Here is a 17,465-nt window from a genome sequence, read left to right on the forward strand (position 1 = left end):
TGGGTGCGTCGAAGCGGCGAGACGGCAGGCGTAGGGATGCATGTCGGGGCTGAAGCGGGAAACGGTTGGGGGGCCTTGCTATCCATCGTGCGTTCTCCCTGAACCAGATATGGATAATGTTCGCTGTCCTTGTGCCATGAGTGAAGACAGGCGACACCCCTACGTCAAGGCAGTTCCTTAGAACTGTATGAAATTTGATCTATCGCGATTAGCACTAAGCCGGCCGTGGCTTCCAGCGTTCCGCGAACAAGTTATCCACATGACCACCCACAGCAAATGGGGACAAATGTGCACGCGCCGGCAATTTGCTGAGGGCCAATGTGAATAAAATCCGTGACTTATCAAACAGCAACAGTTTCCTGACGGTGTGACTGTTTTTTGATCAGCGCCCTGAGAGCCTTTGATTTAAAGGGCTACAGGGCATAGCGAACACCTTATCCACAGAAGCGCCAACAGTGTTTGGGGGTAACTTTGACGTTTTTGTGGAAAACCCATTTCACGCCCTATAGATCCGTGTTTTCCAATGGTTTTCCGGGTGACGGCGCGAATCTGGCTATTATTTGATCAGCGTCGCGAAAGCCGCGAAGCGCTTGGCCTGTAGCGGACAGCGAACATCTTATCCACAGAAGCGCCAACAGAGATTGGGGGCAAGTTTTGCTCGAAGCGGGGTTTTATCCACGGAGAAAAGCCAATAAAAACCGTAAGTTAGGCTGTCTGTTTTTTGATCGAAGGGCTACAGCGCCTGATTGGCGTGGGCCGTAGCGAGGGGCGAACAGGTTATCCACAGAGGCGCACACAGGGATTGTGAGTAACGCCGAACCAACTATGGGAGCGAGCCTGTTCGCGAAGACGGCGCATCGGTGGATACCTTCAGCGGCTGAGGGAATGTCTTCACAAGCAGGCTCGCTCCCACAGGGTTTTGTTTTGAATTGGGTTTAACGAACCACCCCTTCCTCTACCAACAATTTGAGAATTGCCTCTGCCCCTGCCTCCGGGCTCACGCCCTTGAGCACCTGCCCGCCCCCGCCGCTGGCCTTGGCCGTGGCGGCTTTCATGCGATCGGCGCCGCTCTTGGCCTTGATCACTTTCAGGCGCTTGGGCCTTGGCTTGGCCGGTTGCAGGGTCGCCACGGCCAACAACGTATCGTCGATGACCTCGACCTCTTCAGCATGCAACGCCCCACGCCGCGCCGGGCCGTAGGCGCTTTGCCGAGGTTTTGGCGCGGCGTTATCCACAGTGGCGAGAAATGGCAGGCGCACTTTGAGCCGCCGCCGCTGACCACGGGGCAAGGCTTGCAACACCAGGGCCGCGCCGTTTTCGATGGATTCGACCTGGGCCAGCCCCACCACCAGCGGCCAACCGAGGCTCTCCGCCAGCAAAAATGGAAGCATGCCCGAACCTTCGCCGGTTTCCGCCTGGCTGCCGGTCAGCACCACCTGGGCGCCGGCGTCACGCAGATAGTCGGTGAGGGCCGGCAGCGCGTCGGCTCCGACGGGGTTTTCCAGGACGTGAAGTTCATCCAGCCCCATGCCCAGATAAGCGCGCAACGCCGGTTCCGCCACATCCCCGGCATGCAGCACTTGCAGGTCGTTGCCGGCCAGCTGCAGGCCCAGTTCCACGGCACGGGCGTCTTGCTCGGCGCGCCGTGGCCGACCGGAGGTCGGGTGGGCGCCGATGGAGACAAGGCTGATCACTTGGGTACTCATGAACGTTTCCTTAGCTTAAGCCGCATCGCGCCTGGCTTCGTTGCGGTAAGCCTCTACCGCCGCGATCAGGGCCTGGAGAATCGCCGCGCTGTCACCGATCACCGACAGGTCCGCCCGTTTGATCATGTCGCAGCCCGGATCGAGGTTGATCGCCACCACCTTGTCGCAGGCGCCGATGCCTTGCAGGTGCTGGATCGCCCCAGAAATCCCGACGGCCACGTAGACCCTCGCCGTGACCCAGGTGCCGGACGCACCGACCTGGCGATCCCGGGCCATGAAACCGTCGTCCACCGCTACCCGCGAGGCACCCTCGGTCGCGCCCAAGGCCGCCGCTGTCCTGTGGAAAAGCGCCCAGTCCTTGACGCCGTTGCCGCCGGAGAAAATGAACTCGGCCTCGGCCATCGGAATCGCACCCGGGTCAACCGCTACCGCGCCGAGGTCTTCAATGCGCGACAGGCTGCGCGCCACGCTTGTGGACAACTCCACCGGCAGGGCTTCGTGACGGGTTTCGCTGACCGGCTCGGCGCATTCGGCGGCGGCCAGGATCAACCGCGCCAATGGCCGTGCGAGGTCTTGCAGCCCCGCGCCGGCGCGGCCGATGCAGGCCTCGTCCTTAACCTGCCAGACCCGCGTGGCCGGGCGCTCGCCCAAGGCCGCGGCAAAGCGCCGACCCAGTTCGCCACCACCGCTGCGGCTGTCGGGCAGCAGCCAGTGGCGTGGGTTGAACTGGTTATCCACAGCCCGTAACCCTTGTACCCGTTGCTCCGGTGCATAACCGCTGAATTCCTCGCCATCAAGCACCAGCAAGCGGTCCACGCCCGCCGTGGCGAAGGTGTTCTCCTTGTGTTCGCCGAAGACCACGGCCAGCACCGCCCCGTCACTGCCGGCCAGCTGATGGGCCAGGCCCAGCAAATCGCGGTCGTGGCTGCTGAGGCGGCCGCCGACCATATCCGGCACAACGCTGATGTAGAACGCCGGTTGCACGACTTGATGCAGTGGCAATTGCACTTGCGTCGCGGCAGTGCGCTTGGTTGCACCGCCCTGCTGGGCACCGCTACGGTCGATGCGCTTGATGCCGTTGGGGCCGATGAAACCAACGCCATGGACGTTCTTGCGAATGACGCCGTTGGGCCCCATCCAGCTGTGCTGCACCGGTTGCATGGCCGTGTGCAACGGGTGCAGGCGGTTGCGGGCAATCCACTCGGCGCGAGGGTCGCGGCGGATGATGTCGCTCATTAATGCACCTCCGCAGGTTCACGTTTGGCCGGCGCCACAGGCTTGCGCGGCGCGGCTTCTTCAAGCAGCGCGTCGGCCACCAGTTCGGCAATGTCCTTGATCATCGGCCGAGGTTCGACCACGCCTTCGAGCATCGCGGTGCATTGTGGACAACCCACCGCCACCAGCTCCGCGCCGGTTTCACGGATGTCTTCCATGCGCATGTCCGGGATGCGCTGCTTGCCCGGGATGTCGGTGATCGGCGCCCCGCCACCACCGCCGCAGCAACGCGAACGGAAACCGGAACGCTGCATTTCCTTCACCTCGATGCCGAGCGCACGCAGCACTTGGCGCGGCGCTTCATATTCGCCGTTGTAGCGGCCCAGGTAGCAAGGGTCGTGATAGGTCACGCTGTCGCCCTTGTGCTGACCAAGATTCAGCGCGCCGGCGTCGATGATCTCGGCCATATAGGTGCTGTGGTGCTGCACCAGGTAATTGCCATCAAAGGCACCGTATTCGTTTTTCAACACGTGGAAGCTGTGGGGGTCGCACGTGACGATGCGGTTGAAGCTGTATTTGGCCAGGGTCTGGATATTGCGCTTGGCCAACAGCTGGAACGTCGCTTCATCACCCAGGCGCCGGGCCACGTCGCCGCTGTCACGCTCCTCGAGACCGAGCACGGCGAAGTCGATTTTCGCCGCCTTGAGCACTTTGACGAAGGCACGCAAGGTGCGCTGGTTGCGCATGTCGAAGGCGCCGTCGCCGACCCAGAACAGAACGTCGGTGGATTTCTTCTCGCTGAGCAGGTCGAGGTTCAGGTCCGCCGCCCAGTTCATTCGCCCGCCCGGGGCGAAGCCGCCGGGGTTATCGGTGGCGATGAGGTTTTCCAATACTTCGGCGCCCTTGTTCGGCGTCGCGCCTTTTTCCAGGGTCAGGTGACGGCGCATGTCGACGATGGCATCGACGTGCTCGATCATCATCGGGCATTCCTCGACGCAAGCCCGGCAGGTAGTGCAGGACCACAGGGTCTCGGCGTCCACCAGGCCATTGACGATCGGCTGATGCGGATTGCCGCCGTGCTCGCCCACCGGTTTGCCTGGATAAGGGCTGCCGGCGAATTTCGCATCGGTGCCGCCGGCCAGGCCGACGACCATGTCCTGGATGAGTTTCTTCGGGTTCAACGGCTGGCCGGCGGCGAACGCCGGGCAGGCCGCTTCGCACTTGCCGCACTGCACGCATGCGTCAAAGCCCAGCAGTTGGTTCCAAGTGAAGTCCTTGGGTTTTTCCACGCCCAGCGGTGCGGCAGGATCGTTCAGGTCCAACGGTTTGAGACCGGTGGAACGGCCTCCACCGAAGCGTTCGGCGCGACGGTGCCAGGCCAGGTGCAGGGCACCGGCGAAGGCGTGTTTCATCGGCCCACCCCAGGTCATGCCGAAGAACAATTCCGACACGCCCCACAACACGCCGACACCGAGGATCGCCGCCACCAGCCAGCCGCCAAAGTTTTCCGGAAGGATGCCCGCCACCGGCAGCGTCACCAAAAAGAACGACACCGAGAAGGCCAGCAGGCTTTTCGGCAGGCGCATCCACGGGCCTTTCGACAAACGCGCCGGCGGGTTGCGCCGACGCAGGTACATGAAGATCGCGCCCACGAACATCACCGCCGACATCAGCAGCAAGGCGTAGCCGAGGATGCGGTTGTGCAGGCCAAAACCATGGACCAGGATCGCCAACACAATCGACGCCACCGCACCACCCGCCGTGGCGACGTGGGTGTTGGCAATGTATTTGTCCCGCGCCACCACATGGTGCAGATCCACCATGTAGCGTTTGGGCATGGCAAAAAGTCCGCCGATCAGATCGACCTTGTCCGGTCGTCCCCGGCGCCACATGTTCACCCGCCGCAAGGCGCCGAGGGCAGCGAGGCCCAGGGCTGCGAACAGCAGGATTGGAAGAAGGGTGTTCAACATAGGTGTTGCTCCCAAAGACCTCAGGGTCTTGCAGGTCGAGATGCCTTACTCGGTGCCTGTGGGAGCGAGCTTGCTCGCGATTGCATTCTGTCAGTCACATTTGCATTGACTGACCCACCGCTTTCGCGAGCAAGCTCGCTCCCACAGGATCATGTGCAAGCCGTTAGAAATCCTTGCACAACCGCAGGGCGTCGTAGATGGCCGCGTGGGTATTACGCTGGGCCACGCAGTCGCCGATGCGGAACAGCAGGTAACCATCGCCGCTCTGCTCCAGGCACGGCTGGGGTTTGATCGCGAACAGGGCTTCGACATCGATCTGGCCCTTGTTGCGCGAACCTTCCTTGAGCGCGTAGTAGATTTCTTCGTCCGGCCGCACGCCGTTCTCCACCACCACCTGGTCGACCACGCGTTCTTCCTTGGCGCCGGTGTATTCGTTCTCCAGCACCGCCACCAGCTTGTCGCCTTCGCGGTAGACCTTTTCCAGCATCATGTCCCCGGTCATGATCACTTCCTTGGGGTACATGCTGCGGTAGTAGGTGGGGAACGAAGTCCCGCCAATGGCCACGCCCGGCTTGATGTCGTCGGTGACGATCTCGACCTGGCTGCCCTTGTCGGCGAGGAAGTCGGCCACCGACATGCCGGTGAATTCGCAAATGGTGTCGTAGACCAGCACGTTCTTGCCCGGCGCGACCTTGCCGTCGAGCACGTCCCAGCTGCTGACCACCAGCCCTTCGGCGGCGCCCCAGTGTTCGTTCTGCTCCACGTTCGGATGACCGCCGACGGCGAGCACCACCACGTCCGGACGCAGGTCCATGATGGTCGGCGCGTCCGCCGCCACGCCCAGGCGCAGGTCGACTTTCAACCGCGCAAGTTCCAGTTGGAACCAGCGGGTGATACCGGCGATCTGGTCCCGTTGCGGCGCTTTCGAGGCGGTGGTGATCTGTCCGCCGATGAATTCCTTCTTCTCGAACAGGGTCACGTCGTGCCCACGTTCGGCGGCCACGCGCGCCGCTTCCATCCCGGCCGGGCCGGCACCGACCACCACGACTTTGCGCTTGGGCCCGGTGGACTTCTCGATGATGTGCGGCACGCCCATGTATTCACGGGACGTCGCGGCGTTCTGGATGCACAGCACGTCCAGGCCCTGGTACTGGCGGTCGATGCAATAGTTGGCGCCCACGCACTGCTTGATCTGGTCGACCTGGCCCATTTTGATCTTGGCGATCAGGTGTGGGTCGGCAATGTGGGCGCGAGTCATGCCGACCATGTCGACGTAGCCGCCCTCCAGGATCCGCGTGGCCTGGTTCGGGTCCTTGATGTTCTGCGCGTGCAGCACCGGGACCTTGACCACTTCCTTGATACCGGCGGCCAGGTGCAGGAACGGCTCCGGTGGATAACTCATGTTCGGAATGACGTTCGCCAGGGTGTTGTGGGTGTCGCAACCCGAACCCACCACGCCGATGAAATCGAGCATGCCGGTGTCGTCGTAGTACTTGGCGATCTGCTTCATGTCCTCGTGGGATAAGCCGTCCGGGTGGAACTCGTCACCGCACAGGCGCATGCCCACGCAGAAATCCTCGCCCACTTCGGCGCGCACGGCCTTCAACACTTCCAGGCCGAACTTCATGCGGCCTTCGAAGCTGCCGCCCCATTCGTCGGTACGCTTGTTGACCCGCGGGCTCCAGAACTGGTCGATCATGTGCTGGTGCACGGCCGACAGCTCGACGCCGTCCAGGCCCCCGGCCTTGGCACGCCGCGCGGCCTGGGCGTAGTTGCCGATCACCCGCCAGATTTCTTCTGGCTCGATGGTCTTGCAGGTGGCACGGTGCACCGGCTCACGCACGCCGGACGGCGACATCAGGGTCGGCCAGTTGAAGCCGTCCCAACGCGAGCGACGGCCCATGTGGGTAATCTGGATCATGATCTTGGCGCCATGCTTGTGCATGGCGTCGGCCAGGTTCTGGAAATGCGGGATGATACGGTCGGTGGACAGGTTCACCGAGCTCCACCATTCCTGCGGGCTGTCGATGGCAACTACCGACGAGCCACCGCAAATCGCCAGGCCGATGCCGCCCTTGGCCTTCTCTTCGTAATACTTCACGTACCGGTCGGTGGTCATGCCGCCGTCGGTGGCGTAGACCTCCGCGTGCGCGGTGCTGAGCACGCGGTTGCGGATGGTCAGCTTGCCGATCTGGATCGGCTGGAACATTGCTTCAAAAGCCATGGCGCGATCCTCGACTTACAACGGCTTGACGATGAACAGGCCGTCGTCGTGGCCTTCTTCGGAACCGCCGTAGACCTGCTCGGCCACGGTGCGGATCTGGCTGCCGCGCGCGGCGAGGATCTGGTCCATGGCGCCGGCGAACCAGCCGGTGAACATGTAGTCGACCTTGCGCCCGACCTTGCCGTACACATAGACGAACGCCGAGTGTTCGAGCTTGACGCTGGCGGTGCCTTTGTCCAGGTCAATGTCCTGGATCTTGAACAGGCCCCAGCCACGCTGCGACAGGCGCTTCATGTAGTGCTCGAACACCGCGACGCCTTCCAGGCCGTGGCATTCGGCTTCTTTTTCACACCAGTGCCAGGCGGATTTGTAGCCAGCCTTGTAGAGAATCTCGGCGTAGGCGTCGGCGCCCAGCACTTCCTCGATGCCCATGTGGTTGTTGACGAAAAAGTGGCGCGGCACGTACAGCATCGGCAGGGCGTCGGAGGTCCAGACACCGGTTTCGCTGTCGACTTCGATAGGCAGTTGCGGGGCGATCTTGGCCATGAAAACTTGACTCCGGAAATTCGTGATGTGCCTGCGGCGCGAGTGGCCGCAGGTAAAGGATTCAGTGACGCGACGGCGTTTATTCGCCCCAGACATCTTTCAAAATGTTGACCCAGTTCTCGCCCATGATCTTGCGCACCACCCGCTCCGGGTGACCGCGCTTGAGCAGCGTTTCGGTGAGGTTCGGAAACTCGCCCACGGTGCGGATGCCCAGGGGGTTGATGATCTTGCCGAAGCTGGTCAGACGACGGGCGTAGCCCTTGTCGTGGGTCAGCATTTCGAAGAAGTCCTGGCCGTGACCCTGGGTGAAGTCGGTGCCGATGCCGATGGCGTCCTCGCCGACGATGTTCATGGTGTACTCGATGGCTTCGGCGTAGTCGTCGATGGTCGAATCGATGCCCTTGGCCAGGAACGGCGCGAACATGGTCACGCCGACGAAACCACCGTGGTCGGCAATGAATTTCAGCTCTTCATCGGATTTGTTGCGCGGGTGTTCTTTGAGGCCGGACGGCAGGCAGTGGGAGTAGCAGACCGGTTTCTTCGATTCGAGGATGACTTCCTCGGAGGTCTTGGAGCCAACGTGGGACAGGTCGCACATGACGCCGACGCGGTTCATCTCGGCGACGATTTCGCGACCGAAGCCCGACAGGCCGCCGTCGCGCTCGTAGCAACCGGTGCCCACCAGGTTCTGGGTGTTGTAGCACATCTGCACCACACCGACGCCGAGCTGCTTGAAGATCTCGACGTAGCCGAGCTGGTCTTCGAAGGCATGGGCGTTCTGGAAGCCAAAGATAATGCCGGTCTTGCCCTGTTCCTTGGCGCGGCGGATGTCGGCGGTGGTTTTCACCGGGATCACCAGGTCGCTGTTCTCGCGGATCAGTTTCTGGCTGGCAACGATGTTGTTGATGGTGGCCTGGAAACCTTCCCACACCGACACCGTGCAGTTGGCTGCGGTCAGGCCGCCCTTGCGCATGTCTTCGAACAGGTCGCGGTTCCACTTGGCAATGATCAGCCCGTCGATAACGATGCTGTCGGCGTGCAATTCGGCTGGGCTCATCAGGCAGTCCCCTTGTTGGCGATTCATGCGCCGAATCGTGTGCCGGCGCTTTGGGGCCAGCATATGCCGGAGGGCCGTGGCGACCGGGTGCAAAAACGACAGGGGAATTGCCGAAAGCGTCAATCCACGACAATGGGCTGCGACGGGCCCCCTCTGTCCATCTGTTATTTACCCGGCGCTTGGGCCAGAATCCGCGGCACCACTGGCTTTCACTGGATTTGAGCGACAACCCGATGAAATCGATCTTCCTTGCCCTGGCACTGATCAGCACCGTCGCCCACGCGACCGAAGACACCGAGCCCAACCCCTGCGACGAAGTTGAAAACGACGTCCAGACCCTGGCCTGTTCCGCCTATGGCAAAGCCGCCGCCGAGCAGTTGCTCAGCGACAACCTGCAGAGCCTCAACGAACGCCTGCAAACCCGCTACGCCAACGACAAGGCCCAGCTCAACGACATCACCGCCAAGATCAAGGCCGCTCAACAACTCTGGCAAAAACAGCGCGAAGCCGACTGCGCCATCGCCGCCTTCCCGGCCAAGCCCGGGAGCGACGCCTACAAAGTCGCCGAAAACGACTGCATGGCCCAGGTGAGCGATGACCGGTCGGAGTTCTTGGAATCGATTGGGCAGGAGTGAACGAACAGCGGTTATAGGTAGAACTGCGCAACGCCGTCTACACTGGCTGCATACCCGTCCGAGCCGGGCTGTACAGACGAGTCACACACGACGATCAGAGGATTTTCGTATGCACTCTCTTACAGCCTTGCCCTTCTACGGGTTAGCCATCTTTATCGCCATCGTGCTGGGCATCGAGGCCGGTCGCCAAGTCGGCAACCGTCACCTGGTCCAGGATCCGGACGGCGCTCGCCAGGGCATCGGGGCCATCGAAGGCGCGGTGTTTGGCCTGCTAGCACTGCTGATTGCCTTCACCTTTTCCGGGGCGGCCTCGCGCCTGGACCAGCGCCGCGCGTTGATCGTTGCCGAAACCAATGCCATGGGCACCGCCTGGTTGCGCCTGGACCTTCTGCCCGCCAGCGATCAACCGGACATCCGCCAGGCATTCCGAGAGTATGTCGATGCCCGTATCGAGTATTACCGCGACTTGCGCGAAGACGAAGTCGACGAAGCGGCCCATGACCGAGCCAATGATCTGCAGCAAACCATCTGGAAACGTACCGTCGCCGCCCTGCAACAGATGCCCACCCCAACCTTGGGAACGCCTGTGCTGCAGGCGCAAAACGAAATGATCGACATCACCACGACGCGCGCCGTGGCTCACGAAACCCACCCACCCCTGACCATTTACCTGATGCTCGTGACCATGACCCTGATCAGCGCCATGCTGATCGGCTACGGCATGGCCGGCACCCGGCAGCGCAACTGGCTGCACAGCCTGGGCTATGCGGCGGTGATGGTCTGCGTGTTGTATGTGATCCTGGATTTCGAGTACCCGCGCTTTGGGGTGATCCGGGTCGACTATTTCGACAAAATCATGCTGGACCTGCGGGCGAGCATGAATTGAGCAAGGCGGATAGACTGGCGTTCCAGACCTCCGGAATCCAAGGCCAAGCATGATCATCTGCGGCATCGAAATCAAAGGCAGCGAAGCGATCATCGCCGTTGCCTCGCTGGACCAGCAGGCGTTGAGCCACGTCGCGCTGAACACCAAGAAAATCGCCCTGGACGATGACGACGAAGCCGCCAACGTCAAAGCCTTCGCCGCGCAAGTGCGGGCTTTCGTGGCGGACAATGGCATCGACCGCATCGCCATCAAGAAGCGCAGCAAGAAAGGTGAGTTCGCGGGCGGCCCGACCACCTTCAAGATCGAAGGCGTTTTCCAATTGCTCGAAGGCTGCGAAGTGACACTGCTGTCGCCACAGACCATCAACGCACAGAGCAAAAAACATGACTTCGCCCTGCCGACGACGCTGAACAAGTATCAGCATGAGGCATACAAGGCGGCGTGCTCGGCGTTGATGAAGAAGTAGCCCCTTCCAAACACAGTACCCGTGGCGAGGGAGCTTGCTCCCGCTCGGCTGCGCAGCAGTCGTGAACCGGTTTGCAGGGGTTACCTGTTGCACCGCGGTGTCTGGTTTTGGGGGCGGCCGGGCCAGCCTGTCAAACCACCTCCCGCTCATCCCCCTGCCGCCGCCGATCCTCCCTAGGGCAACGTGCAAACCGTGCCCTGTAGCTGCGGGTGAAATACGACGGCGATTCGAATCCACAGGCAATGCTGACTTCCAGCACACTCATGTCGGTCTGGCGCAGCAGTTGCCGGGCCTTTTCCAAGCGCAGGCGCAGGTAGAAATTACTCGGCGTGTCGTTCAGGTGCAGGCGGAACAGGCGTTCAAGCTGGCGGCGCGTGACGTTGATCGATTCGGCCAGCGCCAGGGTGCTCAGTGGCGGTTCGCTGTTGGCCTCCATTTCTCCAATCACATGCACCAGCTTCTTGTTGCGAATGCCGTAGCGGGTGGCGATTTCCATGCGCTGGTGATCTTTGCGTGGACGAATGCGACCGAGCACGAACTGCTCGCTGACCTGGATTGCGAGTTCCGGGCCGTGGGCCTGCGCGATCAGGTCGAGCATGAGGTCAATCGAGGCAGTGCCGCCGGCGCAAGTGATGCGGCGGCGGTCGATTTCGAAGAGCTCCTGGGTCACGGCGAGCTGGGGATAGGACTCCTTGAACGCCTCGATCGCCTCCCAGTGCAGGGTGACGCGATGGCCATCCAGCAATCCCGCCTCCGCGAGCACCACGCTGCCGGTGTCGATTCCTCCGAGGATGACACCGTCGTTATCCAGCCGGTGCAACCACCTCTCAAGCACCGGGCTGACGAACTTCAACGGCTCGAAGCCCGCCACGATCCAGAGCGTCGCGCCCTTCTTCAGCGGCTCCAGCGCAGCATCGGCGTTGACCGACATGCCATTGCTCGCCAGCACCGCTCCGCCATCGGCACTCAGGACATGCCAGCGGTAAAGCTCGCCACGAAACCGATTGGCGACCCGCAGCGGCTCGATGGCCGAAATGAAACCGATGGCCGAGAAACCCGGCATCAACAAGAAATAGAAATCCTGGGACATGAAACGCTCTCGGTTGGCGGGCAGCGTGCGGACCTTGATACGCCAGTTGCAACAACCGTTCAAGAGTCGCTGTAGTGCAAGAGCACGTCGCCGCTGTGCGTTTTGCCCCGCCCGGGCCTGCGTAACGTGGCATCACCGGCGCACAGACACCGGGCCCCATAACAATAAGCTGCCGAGGAACCCGACAATGAAACGACTGATCAGCTGCTGCGTTATTGCACTCAGCACCACTTCTTTACTGAACCAGGCCGCCCTCGCAGCCGAACCCGCCGCCTGCCAGAATGTGCGCCTGGGCGTGGTCAACTGGACGGACGTCATTGCCACCAGCGCCCTGACCCAAGTGATGCTCGACGGCCTCGGCTACAAGACCAAGCAGACCAGCGCCTCCCAGCAGATCATTTTCGCCGGCATCCGCGATCAGCGCCTGGACATGTTCCTGGGCTACTGGAACCCGCTGATGACCCAGACCATCACCCCGTTCGTCGAAGCCAAGCAGGTCAAGGTGCTTGAGCAGCCCAGCCTGAAGGACGCCCGCGCCACCCTGGCCGTGCCGACTTACCTGGCCGACAAGGGTCTGAAGACGTTCGCTGACATCGCCAAATTCGAGAAGGAGCTGGGCGGCAAGATCTACGGCATCGAGCCCGGCTCCGGCGCCAACACCCAGATCAAGGCGATGATTGCCAAGAATCAGTTCGGCCTGGGCAAATTCCAACTGGTCGAGTCCAGCGAGGCCGGCATGCTCGCCGCCGTGGACCGCGCCGTGCGACGCAAGGAAGCCGTGGTGTTCTTCGGCTGGGCGCCGCACCCGATGAACGTCAACGTGCAAATGACCTACCTCACCGGCAGCGAAGACGCCCTCGGTCCGAACGAAGGCATGGCCACCGTGTGGACCGTCACCGCGCCGAACTACGCCGAGCAATGCCCGAACGTCAGCCGTCTGCTGAGCAACCTGACCTTCACCGCCGAAGACGAGAGCCGGATGATGCAGCCGCTGCTCGATCACAAGGATCCGCTCGAATCGGCCCGGCAATGGCTCAAGGACCATCCACAGGACAAACAGCGTTGGCTCGAAGGCGTGACCACCTTCGATGGCAAGCCCGCCGCCGACAACCTGAAACTCACCAGTAACTGACTGAACGTTATCCCTCTGCGCGGTCTTCAAGGGCTGCGCGGTGACTCACCACGCCTGAAGGAATCCGCACCATGAACCACGACGTCATCATCACCTGCGCACTCACCGGTGCTGGCGACACGACCGCCAAGAGCCCTCACGTGCCGGTCACTCCGAAACAGATCGCCGCCGCTGCCGTCGAGGCCGCGAAAGCCGGGGCCACGGTGGTCCATTGCCACGTCCGCGATCCGCAGACCGGCAAGTTCAGCCGCGATGTGGCGCTGTATCGCGAAGTGATGGAGCGCATCCGTGAGGCGGACGTCGACATCATCGTCAACCTCACCGCCGGGATGGGCGGTGACTTGGAGATCGGCGCGGGCGAACGACCGATGGAATTCGGCCCCAACACCGACCTGGTGGGCCCGCTGACCCGCCTGGCCCACGTTGAAGAGCTGCTGCCGGAAATCTGCACCCTGGATTGCGGCACCCTGAACTTCGGCGACGGCGACACCATTTACGTCTCCACTCCGGCGCAACTGCGGGCCGGCGCCAAGCGCATCACCGAGCTCGGCGTGAAGGCAGAGCTGGAGATCTTCGACACCGGCCACCTGTGGTTCGCCAAGCAACTGATCAAGGAAGGCCTGCTGGACAATCCGCTGTTCCAGCTCTGCCTGGGCATCCCATGGGGCGCGCCGGCCGACACCACCACAATGAAAGCCATGGTCGACAACCTGCCCGCCGACGCGGTGTGGGCCGGCTTCGGCATCGGCCGCATGCAAATGCCAATGGCGGCCCAAGCCGTGCTGCTGGGTGGCAACGTACGGGTCGGGCTGGAAGACAACCTCTGGCTGGACAAAGGCGTGCTCGCCACCAACGGCCAACTGGTGGAGCGCGCCGGCGAAATCCTCAGCCGCCTCGGCGCACGGGTGCTTACGCCTGCCGAAGGTCGCAAGAAAATGGGCCTGGTCCAGCGCGGCTAAACCGAATCGACGCATAACCCTGTGGGAGCGAGCTCGCTCGCGATAGCGATATTCCAGACTTCGACGATGCGTCGGATGTACCGCCGCCATCGCGAGCAAGCTCGCTCCCACAGGTGATTTTCACTCTTTTCAGGACATCACCATGAGCTTTATCACCGACATCAAGACCTTCGCCGCCCTGGGCAGTGGCGTCATCGGCAGCGGCTGGGTCAGCCGCGCCCTGGCCCATGGCCTCGACGTGGTCGCCTGGGACCCGGCGCCCGGCGCCGAAGCCGCGTTGCGCAAGCGCGTCGCCAATGCCTGGGGCGCCCTGGAGAAACAAGGCCTGGCCCCTGGCGCTTCGCAGGATCGGCTGCGTTTTGTCGCGACCATCGAGGAATGCGTGCGCGACGCCGACTTCATCCAGGAAAGTGCCCCCGAGCGCCTGGAGCTCAAATTGCAGCTGCACAGCCAGATCAGCGCCGCCGCCAAGCCGAACGCGTTGATCGGGTCGAGCACCTCCGGGCTGCTGCCGAGCGAATTCTATGAAAGCTCGACCCATCCGGAACGGTGCGTGGTCGGTCACCCGTTCAATCCGGTCTACCTGCTGCCCCTGGTGGAAGTGGTCGGCGGCAAAAACACCGCACCCGAGGCCGTGCAAGCGGCGATTCAAGTCTACGAATCCCTCGGCATGCGGCCGCTGCACGTGCGCAAGGAAGTGCCCGGTTTCATTGCCGACCGCTTGCTTGAAGCGCTCTGGCGCGAGGCGCTGCACCTGGTCAATGACGGCGTGGCGACCACCGGCGAAATCGACGATGCCATCCGTTTTGGCGCCGGCCTGCGCTGGTCATTCATGGGCACATTCCTGACCTACACCCTGGCCGGCGGCGACGCTGGGATGCGTCACTTCATGGCTCAGTTCGGCCCGGCGTTGCAACTGCCCTGGACCTACCTGCCGGCACCGGAACTGACCGAGAAACTGATCGACGATGTGGTGGACGGGACGAGCGAACAGTTGGGGCAGCACAGCATTTCAGCTTTGGAACGCTATCGTGATGATTGCCTGCTGGCGGTACTGGAGGCGGTGAAGGCCACCAAGCAAAAGCACGGAATGATTTTTAGCGAATAACACCATTCCTGTGGCGAGGGAGCTTGCTCCCGCTCGGCCGCGCAGCGGCCGCAATACCAGCGAATGCCATTTGGCTGATACACCGCGTACAACCGGTTTGGGGCTGCTTCACAGCCCAGCGGGAGCAAGCTCCCTCGCCACGATTGCATTGGAGTCCAACATGCCCACCCTCACTACCTACCAAACCCGCATCCTCCCAGAATGGGTCGACTACAACGGCCACCTGCGCGACGCCTTCTACTTGCTGATCTTCAGCTACGCCACCGATGCGTTGATGGACCGGCTCGGCCTGGACAGCCAGAGCCGCGAAGCCAGCGGCCATTCGCTGTTCACCCTCGAGCTGCACCTGAACTACCTGCACGAAGTGAAGCTCGGCGCCGATGTCGAGGTGCATACGTACATCCTCGGCCACGATGCCAAACGCCTGCACCTCTACCACAGCCTGCACTTGACGGGCGGCGACAAAGAGCTGGCCGGCAATGAGCAGATGCTACTGCACGTCGATCTGGCGGGGCCACGTTCGGCGCCGTTTAGCGAACAGACCCTGGGCCAACTCAAAGCCCTGCTCGACAGCCAGTCCGACCTGCCGGCGCCATCCTGCATCGGGCGTGTCATCGCCCTGCCACCCGCCCGATAAGCCTCCTATAGGAGACCGACATGCACACCGCCGCCGCAATTGCCGACTTCCGCAGCTACCCTCTGGTCCACGCCTTGACTGCCGCAATCCCCTTGGCCGACCGGGTTCATGTCACGTGGGCCGATGGTCGGATCAGTCCTTTTCATCACCAGTGGCTGCGGGACAACTGCCCTTGCCAGGCATGCGTCTACAGCGTGACCCGTGAGCAGGTCCTGGAGATTGTCGATGTGCCCGAAGATTTGGCGCCGGATGAAATCCGCGTTGATGGTGAAGGCCGCCTGCGCGTGGCCTGGCGGGACGGCCACCAAAGCCAATTCGACCCGGGCTGGCTGCGCGCTCACGCCTATGACGAAGTCTCCAGGGCCGAACGACTCGACGGCAGGCCGCAACGCCAGCTATGGCAGTGCGACCTGCAGCTGCCGGTGTTCGAATACCAGGCGTTGGTGGAGGATGCCGACGCGCTGCTGCAATGGCTGCTGGCGGTACGCGACATCGGCCTGACCCAAGTGCGGGGCGTGCCCACCGAGCCCGGCTCGCTGAGACAGATTGCCCAACGCATTTCCTTCGTTCGCGAGAGCAATTTCGGCGTGCTCTTCAACGTGCAATCCAAGGCCGACGCCGACAGCAACGCCTACACCGCTTTTAACCTGCCGTTGCACAGCGACTTGCCGACGCGGGAATTGCAGCCGGGGTTGCAGTTCCTGCATTGCCTGGTGAACGAGGCCGTGGGTGGCGAGAGTATCTTCGTCGACGGTTTCGCCATTGCCCAGGCGCTGCGCCAGGAAGATCCCGATGCCTTCGAGGCGCTGTGCCAGATCCCGGTGGAATTTCGCAACAAGGACCGCCACAGCGACTACCGCTGCCTGGCGCCGATCATTGCGTTGGACGCCCTTGGGCAAGTCTCGGAGATCCGCATGGCGAACTTTCTGCGCGGCCCCTTTGACACCTCGGTGGAGCAGATGCCCAGGCTCTACCGCGCCTACCGCCGCTTCATCGCGCTGACCCGCGAGCCACGCTTTCGCCTGGTGCAACGACTCGAACCCGGGCAGCTCTGGTGCTTCGACAACCGCCGCACGCTCCACGCGCGCAACGCCTTCGACCCTGCTACCGGGGCGCGGCATTTCCAGGGGTGTTATGTGGATCGGGATGAATTGCTGTCGCGCATTCTGGTGTTGCAACGTTAGACCGCGTCATCGTTCATCGCGAGCAAGCTCGCTCTCACAGGTGAAAGCATTTCCCTGTGGGAGCGAGCTTGCTCGCGATAGCGACCTGCCAGACAACCGATTATTTGCGGATTCACACAGGCAAAAAAATCCCCGATCAAGCCGTGACAGGATCGGGGCAGGAGCGTTACTGGAGGAGCTGTGGCGCGAGGGTGACCAAACCATCGTGATGCAGCTTGGGGCCAGTGTGCCCAGTCCCGGACCCAGCGAGTTAGCCGAAAACGACGCGTTCATAGTCAATCATGACAGAACGACGATTTGCCCTTGCCGCCGATTCGGGTGGCTACCAGAATCCAGGCACGACCCCAATCCCTGAACAAGGAAAAGCGTCATGATGTACGCCGATTTGATCGACCAGGAAGACCTGCTGGGCCATCTGAAGGCCCTGGGATTGCAGATACCCAGTGGCGCGACTGCCGAGCAGGCGTGCGAGTGCGCCGTACGCGGCCTGGACAGGACTCGCGCCAATGAGCTGCGCAGGCTGGTCAAGGAAATGTACACCAGCAGCGCGACCATCCTGCCGGCAGTGCGCCAGGCAATCGATCAGCAACTGTTGCCGGCGTTGGCGCAGTACCAGCAGAACCATAACGCCTGATGAAACCCATCGCGAG

The 17,465-nt window shown here is 62.3% G+C and carries 16 protein-coding genes; 9 read left to right on the forward strand and 7 right to left on the reverse strand.

Going from position 1 to position 17,465, the window contains the following annotated elements; genetic code table 11:
* Window positions 1-935: 935 nt before the first annotated feature.
* The 6 genes from etfB to ACLK1G_RS08005 all read right to left on the reverse strand — a co-directional run bounded on the left by etfB (window position 936) and on the right by ACLK1G_RS08005 (window position 8,718).
* Window positions 936-1,706 carry an electron transfer flavoprotein subunit beta gene (gene etfB / locus ACLK1G_RS07980; protein ID WP_420764945.1) on the reverse strand — a complete coding sequence of 257 codons (771 nt, stop codon included), beginning with the start codon at window positions 1,704-1,706 and terminating at the stop codon, window positions 936-938.
* A gap of 15 nt (window positions 1,707-1,721) precedes the next feature.
* Entirely contained in the window at window positions 1,722-2,942 is a 1,221-nt protein-coding gene (etfA, locus tag ACLK1G_RS07985; RefSeq protein ID WP_420764946.1) for an electron transfer flavoprotein subunit alpha, read from the reverse strand.
* On the reverse strand, window positions 2,942-4,891 hold the full coding sequence (gene dgcB, locus ACLK1G_RS07990; protein WP_420764947.1) for a dimethylglycine demethylation protein DgcB: 1,950 nt from the start codon (window positions 4,889-4,891) through the stop codon (window positions 2,942-2,944). The genes etfA and dgcB overlap by 1 nt, the downstream gene beginning before the upstream one ends.
* 163 nt (window positions 4,892-5,054) lie before the next feature.
* Complete coding sequence (dgcA, locus tag ACLK1G_RS07995; protein ID WP_420764948.1) at window positions 5,055-7,115, reverse strand: dimethylglycine demethylation protein DgcA; 2,061 nt, start codon at window positions 7,113-7,115, stop codon at window positions 5,055-5,057.
* A 15-nt stretch (window positions 7,116-7,130) separates the two neighbouring features.
* Window positions 7,131-7,661, reverse strand: coding sequence for a DUF5943 domain-containing protein (locus ACLK1G_RS08000; protein ID WP_018612374.1), 531 nt, complete (start codon window positions 7,659-7,661; stop codon window positions 7,131-7,133).
* A gap of 79 nt (window positions 7,662-7,740) precedes the next feature.
* Window positions 7,741-8,718, reverse strand: a complete 978-nt coding sequence (locus ACLK1G_RS08005; protein WP_420765167.1) for a dipeptidase — start codon at window positions 8,716-8,718, stop codon at window positions 7,741-7,743.
* Window positions 8,719-8,951: 233 nt separating this feature from the next.
* Between ACLK1G_RS08005 and ACLK1G_RS08010 the strand changes: the two genes are divergently transcribed.
* The 3 genes from ACLK1G_RS08010 to ACLK1G_RS08020 all read left to right on the forward strand — a co-directional run bounded on the left by ACLK1G_RS08010 (window position 8,952) and on the right by ACLK1G_RS08020 (window position 10,705).
* On the forward strand, window positions 8,952-9,353 hold the full coding sequence (locus ACLK1G_RS08010) for a lysozyme inhibitor LprI family protein (RefSeq protein WP_420764949.1): 402 nt from the start codon (window positions 8,952-8,954) through the stop codon (window positions 9,351-9,353).
* A gap of 109 nt (window positions 9,354-9,462) precedes the next feature.
* Window positions 9,463-10,239 (forward strand): bestrophin-like domain, encoded by a 777-nt coding sequence (locus ACLK1G_RS08015; RefSeq protein ID WP_420764950.1) that lies wholly within the window; start codon window positions 9,463-9,465, stop codon window positions 10,237-10,239.
* A 49-nt stretch (window positions 10,240-10,288) separates the two neighbouring features.
* Window positions 10,289-10,705: a DUF3010 family protein gene (locus ACLK1G_RS08020; RefSeq protein ID WP_420764951.1), complete on the forward strand. Its 417-nt coding sequence runs from the start codon at window positions 10,289-10,291 to the stop codon at window positions 10,703-10,705.
* 130 nt (window positions 10,706-10,835) lie between these two features.
* Here ACLK1G_RS08020 and ACLK1G_RS08025 read toward each other — a convergent pair whose 3' ends face one another.
* Complete coding sequence (locus ACLK1G_RS08025; protein WP_420764952.1) at window positions 10,836-11,795, reverse strand: GlxA family transcriptional regulator; 960 nt, start codon at window positions 11,793-11,795, stop codon at window positions 10,836-10,838.
* Window positions 11,796-11,982: 187 nt separating this feature from the next.
* Here ACLK1G_RS08025 and choX point away from each other — a divergent pair, with 187 nt between their 5' ends.
* From choX to ACLK1G_RS08055, 6 genes are all read left to right on the forward strand, one after another.
* The gene (gene choX, locus ACLK1G_RS08030) at window positions 11,983-12,927 is read left to right on the forward strand and encodes a choline ABC transporter substrate-binding protein (protein WP_420764953.1); all 945 of its coding nucleotides are present in this window, start codon (window positions 11,983-11,985) and stop codon (window positions 12,925-12,927) included.
* A 71-nt stretch (window positions 12,928-12,998) separates the two neighbouring features.
* Window positions 12,999-13,886, forward strand: a complete 888-nt coding sequence (cdhC, locus tag ACLK1G_RS08035) for a 3-dehydrocarnitine:acetyl-CoA trimethylamine transferase CdhC (protein ID WP_045157164.1) — start codon at window positions 12,999-13,001, stop codon at window positions 13,884-13,886.
* A gap of 142 nt (window positions 13,887-14,028) precedes the next feature.
* Window positions 14,029-14,994, forward strand: a complete 966-nt coding sequence (locus tag ACLK1G_RS08040) for an L-carnitine dehydrogenase (RefSeq protein WP_420764954.1) — start codon at window positions 14,029-14,031, stop codon at window positions 14,992-14,994.
* Window positions 14,995-15,154: 160 nt separating this feature from the next.
* On the forward strand, window positions 15,155-15,631 hold the full coding sequence (locus ACLK1G_RS08045; RefSeq protein WP_420764955.1) for a thioesterase family protein: 477 nt from the start codon (window positions 15,155-15,157) through the stop codon (window positions 15,629-15,631).
* A gap of 20 nt (window positions 15,632-15,651) precedes the next feature.
* Window positions 15,652-16,815, forward strand: coding sequence for a gamma-butyrobetaine dioxygenase (locus tag ACLK1G_RS08050; RefSeq protein ID WP_420764956.1), 1,164 nt, complete (start codon window positions 15,652-15,654; stop codon window positions 16,813-16,815).
* 370 nt (window positions 16,816-17,185) lie between these two features.
* Complete coding sequence (locus ACLK1G_RS08055) at window positions 17,186-17,449, forward strand: hypothetical protein (RefSeq protein WP_420764957.1); 264 nt, start codon at window positions 17,186-17,188, stop codon at window positions 17,447-17,449.
* Window positions 17,450-17,465 lie beyond the last annotated feature (16 nt).

The organism is Pseudomonas algeriensis (assembly GCF_048847255.1).
Taxonomy (GTDB): Bacteria; Pseudomonadota; Gammaproteobacteria; order Pseudomonadales; family Pseudomonadaceae; genus Aquipseudomonas.

Coding starts and splice junctions, on each gene's coding strand:
- etfB (WP_420764945.1), bottom strand. CDS start 1,706: ATGAGTACCCAAGTGATCAGCCTTGTCTCCATCGGCGCCCACCCGACC.
- etfA (WP_420764946.1), bottom strand. CDS start 2,942: ATGAGCGACATCATCCGCCGCGACCCTCGCGCCGAGTGGATTGCCCGC.
- dgcB (WP_420764947.1), bottom strand. CDS start 4,891: ATGTTGAACACCCTTCTTCCAATCCTGCTGTTCGCAGCCCTGGGCCTC.
- dgcA (WP_420764948.1), bottom strand. CDS start 7,115: ATGGCTTTTGAAGCAATGTTCCAGCCGATCCAGATCGGCAAGCTGACC.
- ACLK1G_RS08000 (WP_018612374.1), bottom strand. CDS start 7,661: ATGGCCAAGATCGCCCCGCAACTGCCTATCGAAGTCGACAGCGAAACC.
- ACLK1G_RS08005 (WP_420765167.1), bottom strand. CDS start 8,718: ATGAGCCCAGCCGAATTGCACGCCGACAGCATCGTTATCGACGGGCTG.
- ACLK1G_RS08010 (WP_420764949.1), top strand. CDS start 8,952: ATGAAATCGATCTTCCTTGCCCTGGCACTGATCAGCACCGTCGCCCAC.
- ACLK1G_RS08015 (WP_420764950.1), top strand. CDS start 9,463: ATGCACTCTCTTACAGCCTTGCCCTTCTACGGGTTAGCCATCTTTATC.
- ACLK1G_RS08020 (WP_420764951.1), top strand. CDS start 10,289: ATGATCATCTGCGGCATCGAAATCAAAGGCAGCGAAGCGATCATCGCC.
- ACLK1G_RS08025 (WP_420764952.1), bottom strand. CDS start 11,795: ATGTCCCAGGATTTCTATTTCTTGTTGATGCCGGGTTTCTCGGCCATC.
- choX (WP_420764953.1), top strand. CDS start 11,983: ATGAAACGACTGATCAGCTGCTGCGTTATTGCACTCAGCACCACTTCT.
- cdhC (WP_045157164.1), top strand. CDS start 12,999: ATGAACCACGACGTCATCATCACCTGCGCACTCACCGGTGCTGGCGAC.
- ACLK1G_RS08040 (WP_420764954.1), top strand. CDS start 14,029: ATGAGCTTTATCACCGACATCAAGACCTTCGCCGCCCTGGGCAGTGGC.
- ACLK1G_RS08045 (WP_420764955.1), top strand. CDS start 15,155: ATGCCCACCCTCACTACCTACCAAACCCGCATCCTCCCAGAATGGGTC.
- ACLK1G_RS08050 (WP_420764956.1), top strand. CDS start 15,652: ATGCACACCGCCGCCGCAATTGCCGACTTCCGCAGCTACCCTCTGGTC.
- ACLK1G_RS08055 (WP_420764957.1), top strand. CDS start 17,186: ATGATGTACGCCGATTTGATCGACCAGGAAGACCTGCTGGGCCATCTG.